Raw genomic sequence first — 18,642 nt, forward strand, 5'->3', positions numbered from 1 at the left:
GATGGTGTCGGGTAGAAGGGAATAATGCACTAAGTTGCGCTTATTAACGCAGCATCATGGCGGCTTTCTTGAGCGCAGCGATGAAGGTGTCTACTTCCTCGGCCGTGTTGTAGATGGCAAAGGAGGCGCGGGTGGTGCCGGTAATGCCGAAGCGTGCCATCAGAGGCTGGCAGCAGTGATGGCCCGTGCGGACAGCGATACCCATGTTGTCGATAAGGGTGCCGAGGTCGTAGTGGTGGATGCCTTCGATGCCGAAGGAGAGCACGCCTGCTTTGTGTTCGGAGGTGCCGTAGATCTTTACGCCTTCGATTTCCTGGATGGCTGCAGTGGCTTGTACCAGGAGCTCATGCTCGTGATTGGCAATGGTGTCGAGCCCGACCTGCTGCATCCACTGGAGGGCGGCAGCCAGGGAGATGGCTCCCTCGATATTCGGGGTGCCGGCCTCGTATTTGAAGGGCAGGTCGTTATAGGTGGTTTTCTCGAAGGTGACTTCCTTGATCATTTCACCGCCTCCGCGCCATGGTGGCAGGGAGTTGAGGATTTCCTCTTTGCCCCAGAGAGCGCCAATGCCAGTAGGGGCATAGGTCTTGTGGCCGGAGAAAACGTAGAAATCGCAGCCTAGTGCCTGCACATCCACCTTCATGTGAGGAGCGGATTGGGCGCCGTCCAGCAGGACGAGAGCACCGGCAGCCTTGGCTTTAGGGATAACCGTCTCTACTGGGTTGATGGTGCCTAGGGCGTTGGAGACGTGATTAAGGGCAACGACCTTGGTTCTCTCGGTGATGAGGGAGTCGATGTTAGAAAGATCCCACTCGCCTGAGTCAGTCACCGGGATGACGTCCAGTTCCGCGCCTGTCTGCTGGCAGAGCATCTGCCAGGGGACGATGTTTGAGTGGTGCTCGAGTCCGGAGATGAGGACGCGGTCTCCTGACTTGATGCGGCCGGATAGTGCCAAGGTGTCTGCTGCCAGATTGATGCCGTCCGTGGTGCCTGAGGTGAAGATGAGCTCGTGTGTGTGCGGTGCATTGAAATGCGCGGCGACGACTTCCCTGGCGTGCTCGTGGGCATCGGTAGCTTTGCGGGAGAGGTAGTGTACCCCGCGGTGGACGTTTGAGTTCAGCTCCGTGTAGTAGGCGCGGGAGGCATCCAGTACAGCCAGTGGCTTCTGGGCGGTCGCTGCATTGTCAAAGTACACCAGCGGCTTGCCGTTGATGGTCTGCTCTAGGATGGGGAACTGTGATCTGATTTCCGGAGACATGATGCTATAGTCGTGGACTGGATTAGTCTTCGTCGAAGATATCGGTGGCCAGCTTCTTCACGGTGTCGAGATCGAGCCGCAGGTAGTCGGGATCGTTAGAAGCTTTGCCGTAGTAGAATAGGTTCGAGCCGTTCTCTGAAATACGAGCGATGTCTAGCTGGTAGGTGCTCGTGTCTGAGGGCATGGCTTGGTTGTCGTAGTTTTGGACGGTGATGGTGACCGTGAAGATCGGGTTCTTGAGAGCTTCTGCAGCCTGCTTGTGGTTAGGGCCGAGTCGCTTGCTGGCGGTGAGCAAGTGGTTTTGGTTGAGGAAGTACTTTGCCCGGTTTGGGTTGATGGTGTGAGAAATGTCTTCTTCGCCTCTCTTGGCGGTGAAGGTGTCTCCCAGGTAGTCGTACTCGACGCTTACCAAAGGCTTGTCGCGCTGTTGGGTGGTGAACCCGATGATGTCTATAACGGGAAGGTTCCAAATTACCTTGGGTTTCCAGTCCCAATAGAAGCGGGATATTTTATTGAGGGTGCTCGTATCGAGTTCCCAGACGATTGGGGAGCCTTTGAGATTGGCGTAGATCGTGTCTACGCTGGCTGGAGTGCCCAGCTGCAGGCGCGTTGGCTGGGCTTCGAAATACAGGAGGTCGACCGTCAGGAACGGGTTGTCCAGACCGTAGGCGCTGAGATCCGTGGCGGCGTCGCTTACGAAGTTTTTGACTGGATCGAGGCTGACTGCCTGGAACAGCTCTGCCAGGACGACTTCATCGATCGGCTGAGGGGCGTTGTTGAGATCGAGCATTTTGTAGGGCTCGCCCGGGATGCGTGAAATGATGACTGGCGTGGTCTGCGGTGTCCTCACGATCACGCCGCGCAGGTCTTTACGATCCAGTTTGACCATATTGCGAGAACGCAGCTGGTTTACGTCTGCTGGGATCTGGCCGAGGTAGGCCGGGATGCTCGGGGTGGAAATGAGTGGTAGCTCAAAGACGATATCCCTATCGCTCACCGTAGCGTAGGTGGAGGCAGCGCCGGGCTGGGCTGGGTAAATTTGAAGGGTGATTTCCTCGTCTTGGCTGAATGTGGTGACACCAATCTCGGTGATGTTAGTCAGGTTGTCCGGGAGGGTGACGGATGCGCGAGGGTGAAGCTTGACGGCAGTCAGCTTGGAAAGAGTGGCTAGGAAACCTTGAGTAGCTTTGCGGTCAGTTTCCAGCTCGAGTGGTTTGGTGATTTTCCAGGCTGCTTTGTCGGCTTCGTGTTGGAGAATGATTTCTGAGCTGCCGCGTTTGAGGCGAACCTGTTTGAGATCGTGCACATTCAGGGCAAAGGGGCGATGGTCACGGAAGCGCTCCAGATTATTCTCCAGCAGTTTGTGGATGTCGCCAGTGGAGTCCGTGCAGAGATAGATGGCTTCCTTTTCCGGCTTGTGGCGCTTGCGGATGAATACCGTGGGGACAAGAATTTCCTCCTCACCTTCAATGAGTTTTTTCCATGGGGAGGTACGGCCAATCGCGAAGTTGGCTAGCTCATCTCCCTGTGTGTTGTGGAGGATGATCCGTGGGCTATCTTTGGTGATGCCGAAAGTCTTGCGGTCCACTTCGTCGATGTCGATGACTTCCTGGATCTCTGCGGTCTGCGCCATCAGGATCAGTGGGGCAATGTGGAGTGGGCCGTCCGCGCGGTCTTGCCACGGTTCCGTGCAGTTCCAGAGCCCCTTGGAGTGATCGTACTCGAAGACGAAGCGTTGCTCTTTGCCGGTGAGTATGGTGATCTTTGCTGTGGTGAGCAGGTTGTCGTCGTAGAGGTTGTCACCCGGCTCACGGACTTTCTCTTTGTTGAAAAGAGTGATGAAATCCGCTTGGTCTGTCTGCACGAGAGTGAGCACTGCGAGAGCGGCAGTGCTAAGCATCAGAATGATGGTGAAAAATAATCTCACGTGCTAGAGGCGTGTTTGGTTATGAGCGTCTGCTGTTCCAGAGAACGAGGGCGATCATGAGGGCGAACAGAGGCATGAACACCAGCACCAATTGGTCGATGAAGGATTTGTGGGCGGATTGGACGGTGACTTTCTGATTGGTGACCGGCTTTGGACCGATACCGATGAGATTCTCGCGGCCCACGAGCCAGTTGAGCGAGGAATTCGTAAAGTGGGTGAGTTCTTCGCGCATGTTGTTCGGTTTCAGGTAATCGGTGTTGCCGATCACGACCATGCGGGAGGTCAGGTTGATGGTGCGGTCATTATTCTCCAGGCCTCTGAGGACTGCTGCCGCCACTGGGACTGGAGTCTCGCTAGGGGCGCCTTTGGGTGTGCCGAGGTCTTCTCTCGGGTCGAAAGTCGGGTTGGGCTCCGTATAGCGGGTTTCGCCCCACCAGCCTTCAGCCGCTTGGATGAGGGGGAATGGAGTAATGTTGCGGATATTGAGTCGGTCGTCGTTCGAAGCAACTTCGAGGCTGCTTGTGGAGCCGTCAAACTGGGTGGCTTGGAAGGCGAGGTCTTTGTTGACGGTTGGGCCTTGGTTGAAGATGGCGCGTGTGGCGGTGAGTGTCTGGTTGCCGCTGACGCTGATTACGCGGTTGTCTTGCGGGGTGATACCATACTCGCGTAAGAAGCGCTTGAGGTTGTTTAGCTTGGCCTCTGGGTCCAGAGTGATGAAGATGGCGGAGGACTCGCGGTCCCAGTACTCGGACAGTGTCTTGATTTCACGTTCATCTAAGTCAAAGCTTGGCCCGATGATGGCGAGTCCCTCGGCGTCTTGAGGGATGCTCTGAGTGGTGGAGATCTGCAGCGGTGCAAGCTGGATGTTCTGCATCAGTAGCAGCTGCTGAAATGTCTTCCAGGCAGGTGTGCCTTCCGCCTTGTCGTCGATCTGAGACTTGTCTACGACGAAGTAGAACTTGCGAGGCTTGCCTTCGATCGCGCTAACCAGATAGGTGGTCAGGAGGTCTTCATCTCTCCAGGTGGATATATAGGAGTGGTTGTAGCGGTCCATTTCCTCGATGAAGAGGGATTTGACGGGCACGGTTCGCACGTGGGTGGCCAGATCGATTCTGGACTCCTCCTCGGACCGTTCCTCGAGCTGGGTTTCGGTGCGAGCATCAATGATGATCATCTCCTCCGTGAGGTTGCGCTGGTAGGTGGTGGAGACTTCCTGGGCGCGCTGAGGGTCACGAATCGGATCCACAAACTCCAAGTCCAGATGGTCATTGGCGAAGCGTTTGTAATTCTCCAGTTGGGCGCGAAGGCGCAGGTAGTAGGGAGACTGCTGCTTAATGAGCGCCACCATCTTCACGGGAGTGGAGCGTGCGGAGACTTCCTCGCTGGCGAGATAGGTCTGGCTTCGGTTGGAAAGGCTGTAGTCCTTGTGCTGGCTCAGGTCGTAGCGCTGATGTTTGGTGCACGAGAGGTAGTTTAGCAGGATGACCGAGGAGAAGGTGAAGATGATCTGCAGTACGGCCATGGTGCCAATACCAAGGCGGTTGATAGAGCGTACTTTGTCATTGCTGGGTGTTTCTTCCACCAAGCTTGTATCTTCGTCCGGTGCGTTGTCGGCAGGTTTGGAAGTGTCTTCAGCCATATGGGATCAGTGTTTCCAGCGTCTGTAGTCGACGATGTGGTGGGTAAGAATCAGTGTGAAAACGGCCATGGAAAGGTGGTAGGCCACCGGGCGTAGATCTACGAGGCCACGAGAGAAGTAGGCGATGTGCTCCTGGACAGCCATGTAGTGGAAGATCACTGCTCCCTGGAAGGAGTCACCGGCGATCATGGGGATGTAGCCCAGGAAGAGGTGGAAGGCGAGGGCGCCAAAGGTGATGATGGCGGCGATGATCTGGCTGGAGGTCAGGGCGGAGGCCAAGATGCCTACTGCGGTGAAAAAGCTGCCAATCAGGGAGAGGATCAGGAAAGTACCGATGATGTCTCCGTTCGTGACTGGTGGCGCGGTGCCAGTGACCCATTCGAAAATATGCAGCTGCAGGTAGACTGGGATCCAGAGGCAGAGGTAGAAGGTGTAGGAGGAAAGGTACTTGGAGAGGACCACCTGCCAGGTGGTGACAGGGGCGGTGAGGAGGTTCTCTAGGGTGCCGCTTTTCTCTTCCTCGGCCAGCTGTTTCATCGTGATCAGCGGAAACAGGAACAGGAAGTAGATCCAGAAAATGAAAGTCGTGAAAATGGAGGAGAGGATGTTCGCCTGTACCGGGGCCTTCTCGTATTGCTCGAGCACGGAGGAAAGCGAAAGTCCCTGAAGCAGTATGACGAACGCAAACACTACCCAACCAAATGGTGTCAGGAAGAAGTGTTTGAGCTCTTTTTTGTAGAGAATGATGAGGGTGCGCATGATAGAAGACTGCTGGGCAAAGTGGTAGGACGTAACGACGGGGATTCCAAGGATTTAGTTACAGTCTGGACAGATTCCGTGAAAGAAACGTCCGTGAGGCGCGTGAATGTCTGAAATTAGGGTAAAAAAATGAGGCATCCTCTTGGGAGGATGCCTCGGGAAAGCTTAGACCTGAACGCTTAAAGTGATTTATGCTTCGTTTTGCTTAGCTTCTTTAGCTGCAGCAGCGGCTGCGTCCTGGGATGGGCTAGTGTAGCGGAAGCGCTGACGATTGCGCTTGGAAGCGGTGCGCGCCTTACGCTGGGAGCGCTGGGTAGGAGTTTCGAAAGAACGACGACGGCGCATTTCTTCGAGAATGCCTTCGTTGTCGAGCATTGATTTGAGGCGCTTGAGGGCGCGATCTACTGGTTCTCCTTTGCTAAGTGTTACTCCACGCATAATTTTAAACGTTGTAATGGTTGTTCAGGTCGGGGCGCGGAAGCTAGTGTTAAGACGGGGATATGTCAAGTATGGGGATGGAAAATTTTAAAGCGTGTCTAAAATTTTATGCGCTGCATTTGTGGAGTTTTGAGGGTCAGTCGCTTGCGGTGGCTCGGTCAAGGGGCTCTGCGGGGCGGCGCTTGTAGGGCTGCAGGAGTGAAATGGTGCCCAGGGCGCCACAAAGGGAGCCGCTGATGTCCGCCAGCCAGTCGTAGGGGTCATTGCCGCTGCGTCCTGGGGTGAAGGTCTGATGGTATTCGTCGATCGCGCCGACAGTGGCGCCGAGTGCCGTGACGATGAGGATGACTGCGGCCTTCGAGAGGGCGGGGTGTTTCAGTCTGATCCAGGAGCTGACGAAGATGGCTCCGAGTCCAAAATAGCCAAAGTGGGCGATTTTGTCGAAGTGGGGGATTTCCGGCCCGTGAGGAGTATTCGTATTTCTGGAGGATAGAAACCAGAGAGTGACAAACCAGACGCCCCAGAGGATGATCCAGAATCTGGGGCGTTTGGGTAGAAGTGTCTGGATGCGCTCCAGCAATCCTCTCATGGGTTTATTGTTCGGTTTTGCGAATTTCTTCCTCCAGTCTTTCAGAGAGCCATTGCTTCATCATGGACTGATAGTTGAGATAGCGTGAGCGAGCCATACGCTTGATGCGGGAGAGCATGCGGGGGTCGAAACGCAAGGTGATGGTAGTGGATTCACGGGAGTCTGGCTCGTGGAGGGAGCCGATCATGAGTCTGGCATCCAGCTCATGCTTGTCCCAGAAGTCGGCTTCTTCCTGTTCATCTTCAAAATCGGGAAGATCTGACCAGTTGGTGATAATGTTCATGAAAAAAATTCAGGCGGTTCGGGATTATTTGTACTCGGCGTAGCGGCGGTCATAAAAGCGCTTCTCGCCCTCGGTCATCTCGCGAACGGCGACCACGCGTGCTTTCTTGCCATCTGTTGAGAATGCTAGGAAGAGGTAGCGGTCTCCTACGGTGCGGCCCAGCATGTAGTAGCGGGATTCGCCGTCAGTGCGCTCGTTGTCCGGCAAAAAGCGCACGGTGAATGGATCCTCGAGTACTTCCTCGAGTTCGCGCGGCTTAAATTTCTTCAGGTCTATACAGACGTCAATAAGGTCGAGTTCCATGATTGTGGGTAACTGCTGGTGTGACTAAATCATATCCCAGCGGATTGGACACGGTTTTTCTGAGTATGTAGGATTTGGCGTTAGAGTGAAGCAGGAACTACACATTTGTTAAATTTCCTAGTCCTAAAGTCAAGGTCCTGCTGGGCCGTGCAGGGGTCCAGCTAGGGGGAATCTTAAGGAATTGTCTAAGAATTTGTAATGTGCCCAGTATCTACAGGGTTTCACCTTGACCCTGTGGGGGATGCTCCCTAGCTTCTGCGCGTTGCGCCAAAAAGGCGTGTCTATCTATGAACATTCACGAGTATCAAGCCAAAGAGCTGTTCGAGAAGTTCGGCGTGCCAAGCCCAAAAGGTATTGTGGCCAGCACAGCTGAAGAAGCGGGAGCCGCCGCCAAAACTATTGGCGGAAGCGACCTAGTCGTCAAAGCCCAGGTTCACGCAGGTGGACGCGGTAAGGGGACTTTCAAAAACGGATTCAAAGGTGGTGTACACCTTTCAGACACTCCAGAGAAAATCCAGGAACTTGCCGGTCAGATGCTTGGTCAGGTTCTCGTTACCCACCAGACTGGTGAAGAGGGTCGCCTTGTAAGCAAGGTTATGGTTGCTGAGGGTGTAGACATCGAGCGTGAGCTCTACCTCGCTATCCTTATGGACCGTGGCACAGCCCGTCCAGTGATCGTGGCTTCCACCGAAGGTGGCATGGACATTGAGGAAGTTGCTGAGAAGACTCCAGAGAAGATCCTTCGCCAGTTCATCCACCCGCTCAATGGCCTTCAGCCATTCGAAATCCGCAAGCTCGCTGCTGCACTCAAGCTCTCCGGAGACCAGGCCAAGCAGTTCGGCAAGCTTCTCAAGAATCTTTTCACTCTTTTCATCAAGTGTGACTGCGACATGGTTGAAATCAACCCACTCGTTGTAACACCTGCTGGTGATGTGCTCGCTCTCGACGCCAAGTTCGGCTTCGACGATAACGCACTCTACCGTCACCCAGAGATCGTGGAAATGCGCGACACCACCGAGGAAGATCCTCGTGAAGTGGAAGCATCCAAGTTCGATCTGAACTACATCGGTCTCGACGGTAACATCGCTTGCCTTGTGAACGGTGCTGGTCTTGCCATGGCTACCATGGATATCATCAAGCACTGTGGTGGTGAGCCAGCCAACTTCCTCGATGTAGGTGGTGGCGCTACCAAGGAGCAGGTTTCCGCAGCATTCAAGATCATCCTTTCCGACCCTAACGTGGAAGGCATTCTCGTGAATATCTTCGGTGGTATCATGCAGTGTGACATCATTGCTGAGGGTATCCTCGCTGCCGCAGCTGAGCTCGAGCTCACTATCCCACTCGTTGTTCGCCTTGAAGGTACCAACGTTGCCAAGGGTAAGGAGCTGATCGCTAACTCCGACCTCGCTGTAATTTCCGCAGACAACCTCAACGATGCAGCCGAGAAGATCGTCGCAGCTGTGAAGGGCTAATTTCTAACCGATAACATTTTAAACTATTATGGCTATTCTAGTAGATGAAAACACCAAGGTACTCGTTCAGGGTATCACTGGTGGCTTCGGTGGTAAGCACGCACAGCTTTCCATCGACTACGGTACTCAGATCGTGGCTGGTGTGACTCCTGGTAAAGGTGGTCAGACTTTCGGCGAGAAGACTCCTATTTTCGACACCGTTTCCGACGCTGCCAAAGAGACTGGCGCGACTGTTTCCGCAATCTTCGTTCCTCCTCCGTTCGCTGCTGACGCGATCCTTGAGGCGGTTGACGCTGAACTTGATCTCGTAATTGCAATCACTGAGGGTATCCCAGTGGCTGACATGATGCGCGTGAAGGCTGCAATGGCTGAGTCCAAGACTCGCCTCATCGGTCCTAACTGCCCGGGTATCGTAACTCCTGGCCACGGTGAGAACTCCCACGGTGGTTGCCGTATCGGTATCGCCCCTGGTTACATCCACAAGCGTGGTAACGTAGGTGTGGTTTCCCGTTCCGGTACACTTACTTACGAGGCAGTTTACCAGCTTACTCAGCTTGGTTACGGTCAGTCCACATGCGTTGGTATCGGTGGTGACCCAATCAACGGTACTTCCCACCTCGACGTTCTCAAGATGTTCAACGAGGACCCAGAGACAGAAGCAATCATCATGATCGGTGAGATCGGTGGTAATGCTGAAGCTGAGGCTGCACGTTGGGCCAAGGACAACTGCAAGAAGCCTATCGCCGGTTTCATCGCAGGTGCTACAGCGCCTCCAGGACGCCGCATGGGCCACGCTGGTGCGATCGTTGGCGGTGCTGATGACACAGCTGAAGCCAAGAAGGCGATCCTCCGTGAGTGCGGCATCGCTGTTTCCGAGACTCCGTCCGACATGGGCAAGACTCTCGTCAGCATGCTCTAATCTCGTCAGAGACCTAGTACATTTTAAAAGCGTCCTTGTTACGGCAAGGACGCTTTTTTTGTGACCCAGTTCTATATCGGTGTGCTATAGAATGGCGGTATGGGAATTTTTGAACGTTACCTATCGCTGTGGGTCGGGCTTTGCATTGTAGCTGGTGTGCTATTGGGGAATGTCTTCCCGGATGCCTTCGGAGTCATTGCTGGTGTCGAGTGGGCGCATGTGAACCTGGTGGTCGCAGCGCTGATCTGGATCATGATTTACCCGATGATGGTGCAGGTGGATTTCCGCGCGATTAAGGATGTGGGCAAGGCTCCGCGGGGATTGGTGCTCACCTTGGTGATGAACTGGCTGATCAAGCCGTTTACGATGGCTGCAATCGGGGCTTTGTTCTTCAGGGTCTTGTTTGTGGACTGGGTGCAGCCGGATAAGGCTTCTGAGTATATCGCGGGCATGATTTTGTTAGGTGTGGCTCCCTGTACGGCGATGGTCTTTGTGTGGAGTCAGCTCACCAAGGGGGATGCGAATTACACGCTGGTACAGGTCTCAGTGAACGATGTGATCATGGTATTTGCCTTTGCACCTATCGCTGGAATGCTGTTAGGGATTACTAATATCGAAGTGCCTTGGGAGACATTGTTCCTCTCGGTGGTTTTGTACGTGGTGATACCACTAGTAGCGGGATGGCTGACGAGGCGGCATCTGGAAAAGAAACATGCGGATCATGCGATCGAGAAATTTTTGTCGCAGATCAAGCCGTGGTCTATTGTTGGGTTGTTAGGGACGGTGGTGCTGCTGTTCGGCTTTCAGGCGCAAACGATCCTGGGTCAGCCGGAGACTGTGGTGCTGATTGCCATTCCTTTGCTCATTCAGACCTATGGGATCTTTGCGATTTCGTACTTCGTGGCAAAGCGGATGAAGCTCAGGCATAAGGTGGCGGCACCCGCCTGCATGATCAGTACCTCGAACTTCTTTGAGCTGGCCGTGGCCGTGGCGATTTCCCTTTTTGGCCTGCACTCAGGAGCGGCCTTGGCCACGGTCGTGGGGGTCTTGGTTGAGGTGCCGGTGATGCTTTCTCTGGTGCATTTCGCGAACAAGACCCGACATTGGTTTGCCGAGTAAAAAGAAAAAGCCCCGTGAGCTAGTAGCTGCACGGGGCTTGAGATTTGTGTTTGGCTGGTAGCTTATTCGCTGCCCTTGCGGATCAGCTTGGCGTCTACCCAGTCACCGTGGTCGTTGGCGTTGTCGTCATCAACTGGGAGGAGTACGAGCTTGAGCTCTTTGACTCCCTTGATGTTGAGCTCCATGAGCTGCTTGATGCTTTTGCCGTCCTGCTCAGGGGACTCGAAGATCAGCTTGCCGTCGCCATAGACGCGGAACATGACGGAACCGCCATCGCCGACTTCGTCATCCATGCCCACGTGGCCTTTGAGGACATCCCAGCTGCCGTCGAGCGTGTAAACGATCTCGGAGCCGGAGAGTGCGCCAATGCCTTTCTTATAGGTCTGCTCGTTCACACTGAGTGTTTTGCCTCCGATAGACTTGTCGTTGTTGAACTTGCCTTTGCTGGAGCTTGGCTTGAGGTCACTGAGGTAGGCAACTTCGTCAGCCAATGGCTTGGCGTTGAGGTCCTGAGTGAGGTCGAACTCGGCTGCGGCAGCGTGCGGGTTGTTGCCGTGTGAGTTGAGGATCTTCAGGTGGACGTATTCACCCCAAGTGGTCGGGAATTTCACCTTCTGGAGATCTGTCTCCTTGGTGAAGGATCCCTTGGCTACTTGCTTGCCGAGGTCTTCAGGTGAGCGGCTCACATAGATCTCGTAGTCTTTCAGCATGCCATTGCCACCGTTTGCACGTGGCAGGTAGTGGAAGCTATTGACCGCATAGAGCCCACCCATGTCGATGGTGACCTCGTATGGGAATTTGCCTGGATCCTTCTTGCCGTAGTTAGAGTGCCACATGGTCTCTGCTGTGCCGTCGAAGGCATTGGAGATTGGGCTGTTGCTATGCTGTGAAGACGCCTTGGCCAGAATCTGAGTCTTGTCGATATCTGGAGTAACCTCTGGTACTGGGTATGCTGGAGATGGCTCGATCTTAATGGACTCATCCACATCGATCTTCACGAGTACGCTCTCATTGGTCGGTAGACGGTGAAGTCTGGCGTGGATGACGCCACGTTTGTCTTCCTTGTCATAGTACCAGCTGGCAAGTGAGTTGCTGTATGTCCCAGACTCGGTGAGCTCAAGGAGAGGTTCTCCGTTCACGGTGATGGAAGTTGGTTTCGCCTCGCAGTGGATCTGGAACTGATAGACGCGGCTTTCCAGCTTGCCGTCGAACTCGCCCTTGAGTGGTCCGAGGTCGATGGTGATGTCGCCAGCCTTGTCGTTAGTAGGAGCGGAAACCTTGATGAGCTGCTTTGCGAATTCACCCTTCTGGTATTCCTTGGTGAGGCCGTCATCCTCGTAGAGTTCGAACTCGCTCTCACCGTGTGGATAGATGTCGAAGGTGAGTGGGTCCTTTGGCTTCTGGTTGTTGTAGAGCATCTCCGGGTACATCGGGATGATGGCACCAGCCTTGATGATCAGAGGCAGCTTCTCCAGTGGAGCCGGGTAGGCGTCGATGGTGGTCGGGCCTGTCACGCGGCGGCCGTCCCAGTAATCCACCCAGTTGCCTTCCGGCAGGTAGATGTCTTCCTTGCGCCAGCCTTTGTTGATCTTGGTGCTGGTGTAGACGGGGGCTACGAGAATGGACTCACCGAGCATGTATTGGTGCTGGGTGCTGGTGTCGTAGGTCTTCTTGTCTTCCGGGAATTCCCAGAGCATGCCGCGAACGATAGGCGCGCCTGTGTCCCAAGCCTCACGGGTGTACTTGTACATGTACGGGGTGAGACGCATTTTGAGCTTAAGATAGTCTCGGTTGATAGAGCGGTAGGGTTCCTCATAGGACCATGGGCTCTTGTTCACGTTAGACCAGCCGTTCATGGCATAGAGCACTGGAGTGAAGCACTTCCACTGCAGGTCACGTGTGTAAGTCTCAGGGCTGCCGCCGAAAATGCCGTCCACATCTGTGGTGGCGTATGCCTGGCCAGACATGCCGGAGCCGATGAGAGTAGGGATGTGGTAACGAATGAGGTCCCAGGATCCGTATTGGTCGCCAGTCCAGCAGATGGAGTAGCGTTGGGTGCCAGCCCAGCCCTGTACGGTCCAGACGAAGCCGCGGCTCTCTGAGTTGGTGGTGAGGGAGGTCCAGGCTTTCTTGTTAGCGTCGAGTGAGAACTGGTAGGCTGGGCCAGTCCAGGCGACGTCGAGCTTCTGGGCGCGAACACCAGCTGTGCCAACTTCCCATTTGGTCTGTGTGAGGTCCTTCTCTGTCCAGAGGCCTGTGTAGAAGCCGAGGGCCTTGAGGCGCTGTACCACCTCTGGAAGCTGCACATAACCACAGCCATAGCCATCGTTTGGCAGAATCCAGCCACCAGGCATGTCGTGCTTACGATACTGCTCGGCGAGGCGTGGAATACAGTCAGGTGTGGTTTCCACGTAGGTGCCGTCCTCATTCTTGAGTAGTTCCTTGGTCTTCTTGTCACGGGTCATGTAGGCATCTGCCTCACCGAGCTCCAGTGCCCAGATAGGGACGAAGTTTGGACGACCAGTAAACTGGGTGTAGAGGTCGACCACTCGCTTGAAGTCATCGCCCACGAAGTAGTAGGCATCGAAGCGCTGCTCCTGGTGATCCAGTTTGATGGAGTCGGCAGCAGTGAAGTCGTAGTGACCAGGGGAGAAAGTATTGCGGAGCACGCCGTAGCCGCGGTCGGACATGTAGAAGGGAGCCGGGTTTGGCTTGCCGCCTTCATTCCAGTTTCCGTCTGCACGGATTTCGATCTTGGTGCCTTTGTGGGTGAAGTAACCGTTCTGCTGACCACCGCCGAAGAAAGACTCGTCCTTGCTGGTGTCCAGGGTCTGGACGGTCAGCTTCTCCTCGATATCGAGAGGAGTGACTTCTTTCCAGAGCTCTTTGCCGGCTGCGTTCTTCAGGGAGAAGGTGGAGTCGGCCTTGTTGAGGGTGAGGACTAGTTTGCTGGTCGTGAAAGTGATTTGGGTGTCGGTCTCCTTGACGGTGACTTTGGCGTCTTGCTTGATTTCAGGGAGCAAGATCTGAGCTTTGTCAGCGTCATTCTTCGGGTCTTCAAACTTGCCTCCTGGAGCGGCAAGAATACGGAAAACGTCGTCCCGGTAGAAGGCGACCTTGTAGGAGATGGAATTCTGGGTCTCCAGTTTGACCTCGGCACCGCCGTTTTCGACGATGCTTTTCGTGACGGCCCCGGGAGTTGCTGCCTCGGCGCCACCCATTACGAGGAGAGTGGAGAGTAAAAGTGAACTGCTGCGTTTCATGGTTTGTACAAATACGCAGCTATACTGGGCAGGCTTGCCCCTAATCGCAAGGGGCTAGCTTTGGTCAGAGGGAGGTCATTTTGTTATTTTAGGGCTTGTGCTATGGGATTTGACCTCGGGTAACGCAAAATATGCTGAAAGATGGCCGATTAGTTCCGTGCTTGGAGATCTTTGGCTGGAGACGGGGATGGGGGAGTCTCCGCAAATAGATTTACCTTGGCCGGCTTGTGAGGATTCGATGGGCGATTGGAGAGTACCAGGTTCACGCGTTGACCTGTAGGCAGCGTGAGCGCTGTATTTCTGATACGTACCCAGCCTCCATCTTTGGATTGGATCGCGACCTGGTAAGGGATGGTTGAATTTGCCTTCAGTGGTAGCGTTTTGACTTGGCCGGGCTTGAAGGACAGCTTCTGGTCCCCGATGATGAGGCCCATGGTGTAGGATGATGAATTGATAATTCTTACGCTGTCTTGAGGAAAGGCAGTGAGGTCATCAGACAAGAAAAGTAGACGTGGCTTTTTCCAGGTTTTGTCACTGTGCGGTTTGGAGAGAATGACAAGTCCGTTCTTGGTGCCCACAGGGAAGCTTGCTTTGAAGTAATTCTGGGATTCTTCCTCGCTTTCGCGGAACTGGAGGTCAGTAAGAGAGGTTTTGAGCGTGATGCTCGGGCTCATGCATCCCAGGGAGATGGGGATTTTGGCCCTTTCCTCTTCTTTCTCGGAGCCGGTACGTGGCGCGTTCTTTTTCTCGGCTTTGCTGATGAAGAGGGTTTTGGGGGGCAGGGATTCAGCAGGGACTTCGATTTCCTGAGCCACACGTTCTTCCAGTGAGTTGGAAAGCATAGTGACTTTGGAGATGGGTGGTTCACCCACAGCCAGAACGCGTATGGAATTCGGCTTCTTCGCTGAGTTGGGATTCGTAGTAGCCTGGGCGAAGCTAACAGAGGTCGTGAGCACGGAGGTGAGTGCGATTACGGTGAAATTCATAAGTAGATCTGATTTTAGATTTCGTCTTTATGGAGCCATTTGAAGGAAATGATATGGAACTTTCTGCCTAGGTCGTTGGTCGATTGCGCTGGATTGATGCCACTTTCATCTGGGGTGAGTGGTTCAGGGCTGCGCTGCACAATGGCCTCACACCAAGCCTCTGCTGCGACCTTTCCGGTGGAGTCTAGGGCATTGCCGTATGCACGGATACGGAAGGTGTCTGATCTGGAGCTCATACTGGGAGCCAGGGGTTGTAGGATGTCAGCTTGCATCAGGTAACCAGGAGCGCCTGCGGCTAGGTGAGGAGCCTTGTTTTCTTGTGCTAGCTTAACACGTAGTTGTTCGCTGTTAGGTTTGCCGTTGAGTGGATTCAGGTCTGTTTTGTAATCGTTGAAGCTTTGGTTGAGCTGGGAATCTTCGATAGCTTGCTGGATGGTGCCGTAGCGTTGTTCTGGATCATCGGTGAGTCGTCGGTTGATAAAGTCTCCCATGGAGATGAACGGGCCACGCTTCTTGACCTGAACGACAATGGACTCAGCCAACTGGGTAATCTCTTGATCACTGAGAGATCGGTAGCCCTTCCAGCTGGATTTACTTGTGGTGGAGTCTTGCTTGCTGTCGAATGATTCTCCGGCCGAACTCAGAATTCTTGGGAAGGGGGTGTCTTCCTCATTGGAGTCTTTCGAATTTACTTTGATTGATTTGTTAGAGGATAGGAGGGCTTTCCAGGCAAGTACATCAGTCGAATTGATGTCGAATCCTCCCTGCACGGCTAGATGGAAGGCAGCATGGTGAAAGTCTGAGAGGTCTTGGGTCAGCGTTGATTCGTTTTTGGATTGCTTGATGAGCTTAAGCCTGTGGTTGGCGAGCGGGGAGTTGTTGTCTTTAGCGAACTGGCTTTTTTGGCTTCTTGTCGATCCACTGAGGAAATACTCGTCAAAAAGCGTGTGGTTGATTTCATAGCTCAAGTCGTAATGAAGCTGGTCGACTTGAAGTTGTGATGTTTTGTTAGGGTCTCGTGGATCACGCTGAATGAAATCCAGGAAGAACTGGGTGATGTAGGCGCTGTTGTGATAGGTGGCTGTGTTCCAGCCAGCTTTCGGCTCATAGGGGTCAGCGGTTCCAGTCAGTGGAGCTCTTGGGGCAGGAAATGCATTACCGATCGCGTAGCACGGATGCCATGAGTACATGGACACGGGGAGATGCTGGAGTCTGGCTAGCGAGACGAGCGGCTCATGTTGAGTAGGCAGATCAAAGAGGATGTATTGGTCATTGGCCCAATCTTGGGTCGCCCCAAAGGGGTTTCCTCCCCACTTGCCGTCATTCAGTGCTATGGGCGCTAGGTTATCCCAATCGATCTCTTCGTGCCATAGGTCACGGGTGTAATCCCCGAAGAATTCAGGCTCGGTCCAGGTCATGTTCTCTCTTGGTGTGCGGCAGAAGAGGTTGTGGCGAATGTTGAAGTTTGCCAGTGGTGACTGGAAGTGGCGAGGCTGCGGGGCGATGGCGAGGTTCGATGGATGTTCACGGAACCATCTCATGCGATAGCCTTCGCGTGTTTTGTAGTGTGGCTTGTAAAGCCCGTCGCTGCTCGTTCTCTGTACGGCAGGCGTGACAGAATCATTCCATTTAGCATGAGTGTTTGTGTAGGCGCCAGCTTTGTAGCTGCATTGTACGCCCTGTAGCCACGGGTACCTAGACCCGGAGATTTCCTGATAAGTGGCTGAGTTGGGAACTGTATTGTTAGGGAAGGCCTTCAGTGACATGGCGTAGTCCTCCGCGTAGCTCAAGTTGAACTTGAAGCGTTCAGGGGTTTTTGTGGTTTGGTAGAGGCTGCCCGTTCCTTTCTTGTAAACGGACCTATCCATGTAGAAGTTTGAGTAGGCTGGGAAGCTGGTGGCTGAGAGGTGATTAGCAATCGGATTTTCCAAGTCATACTTTGTGGATCCTTCCTTAGCATGGCTGAAGACCAAACACTCTCCAGGACCAATCTCCACTGGATCTAGTGTGAATGTGAGGAAGCCCTTGAAGCGGCTTCCTCCGCTATCCATTGTCTTGTTGAACTTCGGGAGGTGAAACTCAATGTCTTCCCGGCTGCCGTCTGTCATGTAGACGGTGACCGATTGTTTTCCTAGCAGCCTTAAGTAAACCAGATAGGGGGTGGCCTTTAAGGTGACATTGTAGGGGTTCCACAGAACGACTCGAGGATACATATGCAGCCTCATGACATTAAGTGTGGGGGCTCCTTGCTTGGGACCGTAGGTGAGGTTGTAGTACATGGAGCCCTCCACTAAAACAGGACGCAGCTCAACCTGTGAGTGGTCGTCAAAGTTGTATTGGTTGATGTTTACGCGATCATCATCGTTTTCGATCTTACGCTTTGCCCATTGAGGCCTCATTGTATTCTGGGAGGATGATTTGTTAGAAGATAGTTCGTTCCAACTTCTGAGTAACCCCCATCGTGGTACCAAGCTTTGATGTCTAGTGTCACTCCAGTTGATGCCCAGCTGTTTGGCGACCTCTTCGTTAGCCGGTCCTACCATGTTATCTGATTCACTGAGTCCTGCTGATAGCCACTTGCCCTGTGCGGTCAGTGGTGGCTGTTCGCCTTCGTGAATAAATACAGAGAGGTCTTTGCGTAAGCCTCCATTCAAGGTGTTCACCAGCAGAGATTGGCTGTGTGGTGTGACTGAGTGGAACAGCTGGCGGTAATCGATGTTCTCGCGATTGGGGTCTGGATTTTCCAGTGCTAGTTGGTACTGCTCATGGCTGATCGTTTTGCTAAAGTTCTCATCGGCTAGACGACTACGTCCCGAAGGGTCCATGATGGCAGAGCTGGCGTTTCCTGCTAAGTTGAGCTTTTCCAAGTCGCTGCGATCAGGGCTCTTCAGGCTGACATGGGCTTTGATGTTTTCAGAGCCAATCCACCATCCCATTTCCCCTGGGTTGTTTTTTGAAGGGATGCTGACTTTGGGGACTTCTACTGAGTTGTGGATAGATCCTGAGGGACCGACACGGCTGGATACGAGCTCGATAGAAGGGGTGCTTTTGCTATCGAAATCTCGGGGATCTACCGTGTTATTGGATGCTTGGCTGACAAGCCATTGTTGGATTCGGGTTTCGCGCCACTGAGGATCCTTTTCGATTGCGGGTGTGCGGCGGTCTAGTAGACCGGCTTTGTCAGCTTCGCCGATGTCGTTACGGTAAATGATGGGGGTGCCAGAATCATCCCAAGTGGTCAGTTGGGTGGCTGTCCAGTGAGGCTGTTTGACGCCATCAATTGTTGAGGTTTCAGGTGTCTTGTCTAACAGAGATGCCTCGAAGCTCACTCTCTGGTCAGGTCCCATGCTTTTCTGGAGTTCTCCGATAGCGATGCTCAGTGCGAGTCGAGCATTGGCTTTGGCAGTTTCGGCATGAACTTCATTTTTTGAGATGCGTGAAGTGGATGTCGCCAGGTTGATCATGCCGAGTACCACCATCAGGAGCAGGGCCATGACGGTAATGCAGGATACGAGGGCGAAACCTCTGTCTGAATAGACGTTGCTTAAGTTTCTAATCTTCATGGATAAGAGAGCTTGCTGAGATGGCGAGACTCTCTCATGGAGGGGGGTGGTCTAGAATGTTTAAGGAATGGCAATACCTCCGATTTCTGTGCATAAATTTTGTGTCATGAGACTCATGGTTGTG

14 protein-coding genes are annotated in these 18,642 nt (G+C 53.7%); 3 read left to right on the top strand and 11 right to left on the bottom strand.

The annotated features are described in order from the left end of the window. Positions 1 to 43: 43 nt before the first annotated feature. From BUB27_RS13500 to BUB27_RS13535, 8 genes are all read right to left on the bottom strand, one after another. Positions 44 to 1,258 (bottom strand): aminotransferase class V-fold PLP-dependent enzyme, encoded by a 1,215-nt coding sequence (locus BUB27_RS13500; protein WP_143184391.1) that lies wholly within the window; start codon positions 1,256 to 1,258, stop codon positions 44 to 46. Between the two features lie 22 nt (positions 1,259 to 1,280). Continuing rightward, positions 1,281 to 3,185 carry a DUF4340 domain-containing protein gene (locus tag BUB27_RS13505; RefSeq protein WP_143184392.1) on the bottom strand — a complete coding sequence of 635 codons (1,905 nt, stop codon included), beginning with the start codon at positions 3,183 to 3,185 and terminating at the stop codon, positions 1,281 to 1,283. A 19-nt stretch (positions 3,186 to 3,204) separates the two neighbouring features. Then, complete coding sequence (locus BUB27_RS13510) at positions 3,205 to 4,824, bottom strand: motility-associated ABC transporter substrate-binding family protein (protein ID WP_143184393.1); 1,620 nt, start codon at positions 4,822 to 4,824, stop codon at positions 3,205 to 3,207. Positions 4,825 to 4,830: 6 nt separating this feature from the next. Further along, on the bottom strand, positions 4,831 to 5,583 hold the full coding sequence (locus BUB27_RS13515; RefSeq protein ID WP_143184394.1) for an ABC transporter permease: 753 nt from the start codon (positions 5,581 to 5,583) through the stop codon (positions 4,831 to 4,833). Between the two features lie 189 nt (positions 5,584 to 5,772). Continuing rightward, positions 5,773 to 6,021: a 30S ribosomal protein S21 gene (gene rpsU / locus BUB27_RS13520; RefSeq protein ID WP_143184395.1), complete on the bottom strand. Its 249-nt coding sequence runs from the start codon at positions 6,019 to 6,021 to the stop codon at positions 5,773 to 5,775. Positions 6,022 to 6,157: 136 nt separating this feature from the next. Continuing rightward, positions 6,158 to 6,610, bottom strand: coding sequence for a VanZ family protein (locus tag BUB27_RS13525; RefSeq protein WP_143184396.1), 453 nt, complete (start codon positions 6,608 to 6,610; stop codon positions 6,158 to 6,160). Between the two features lie 4 nt (positions 6,611 to 6,614). After that, positions 6,615 to 6,893, bottom strand: a complete 279-nt coding sequence (locus BUB27_RS13530) for a CopG family antitoxin (RefSeq protein WP_143184397.1) — start codon at positions 6,891 to 6,893, stop codon at positions 6,615 to 6,617. Positions 6,894 to 6,917: 24 nt separating this feature from the next. After that, complete coding sequence (locus BUB27_RS13535; RefSeq protein ID WP_143184398.1) at positions 6,918 to 7,196, bottom strand: BrnT family toxin; 279 nt, start codon at positions 7,194 to 7,196, stop codon at positions 6,918 to 6,920. 287 nt (positions 7,197 to 7,483) lie between these two features. On the opposite strand from BUB27_RS13535, the gene sucC reads away from it, so the two are divergent. The 3 genes from sucC to arsB all read left to right on the top strand — a co-directional run bounded on the left by sucC (position 7,484) and on the right by arsB (position 10,706). Further along, on the top strand, positions 7,484 to 8,668 hold the full coding sequence (sucC, locus tag BUB27_RS13540) for an ADP-forming succinate--CoA ligase subunit beta (RefSeq protein WP_143184399.1): 1,185 nt from the start codon (positions 7,484 to 7,486) through the stop codon (positions 8,666 to 8,668). A 28-nt stretch (positions 8,669 to 8,696) separates the two neighbouring features. Next, a complete protein-coding gene (gene sucD / locus BUB27_RS13545; protein ID WP_143184400.1) occupies positions 8,697 to 9,587 on the top strand; it encodes a succinate--CoA ligase subunit alpha in 891 nt (296 codons plus the stop codon). Between the two features lie 99 nt (positions 9,588 to 9,686). Beyond that, positions 9,687 to 10,706 (top strand): ACR3 family arsenite efflux transporter, encoded by a 1,020-nt coding sequence (arsB, locus tag BUB27_RS13550; protein WP_143184401.1) that lies wholly within the window; start codon positions 9,687 to 9,689, stop codon positions 10,704 to 10,706. A gap of 62 nt (positions 10,707 to 10,768) precedes the next feature. On the opposite strand, the gene BUB27_RS13555 is transcribed toward arsB, so the two are convergent. The 3 genes from BUB27_RS13555 to BUB27_RS13565 form a co-directional block, all read right to left on the bottom strand. Further along, the gene (locus BUB27_RS13555) at positions 10,769 to 13,969 is read right to left on the bottom strand and encodes an NPCBM/NEW2 domain-containing protein (protein WP_143184402.1); all 3,201 of its coding nucleotides are present in this window, start codon (positions 13,967 to 13,969) and stop codon (positions 10,769 to 10,771) included. 149 nt (positions 13,970 to 14,118) lie between these two features. Beyond that, positions 14,119 to 14,955: a hypothetical protein gene (locus BUB27_RS13560; protein WP_143184403.1), complete on the bottom strand. Its 837-nt coding sequence runs from the start codon at positions 14,953 to 14,955 to the stop codon at positions 14,119 to 14,121. Positions 14,956 to 14,969: 14 nt separating this feature from the next. Continuing rightward, entirely contained in the window at positions 14,970 to 18,518 is a 3,549-nt protein-coding gene (locus BUB27_RS13565) for a hypothetical protein (protein ID WP_143184404.1), read from the bottom strand. Positions 18,519 to 18,642 lie beyond the last annotated feature (124 nt).

The organism is Rubritalea squalenifaciens DSM 18772, from assembly GCF_900141815.1.
Taxonomy (GTDB): domain Bacteria; phylum Verrucomicrobiota; class Verrucomicrobiia; order Verrucomicrobiales; family Akkermansiaceae; genus Rubritalea; species Rubritalea squalenifaciens.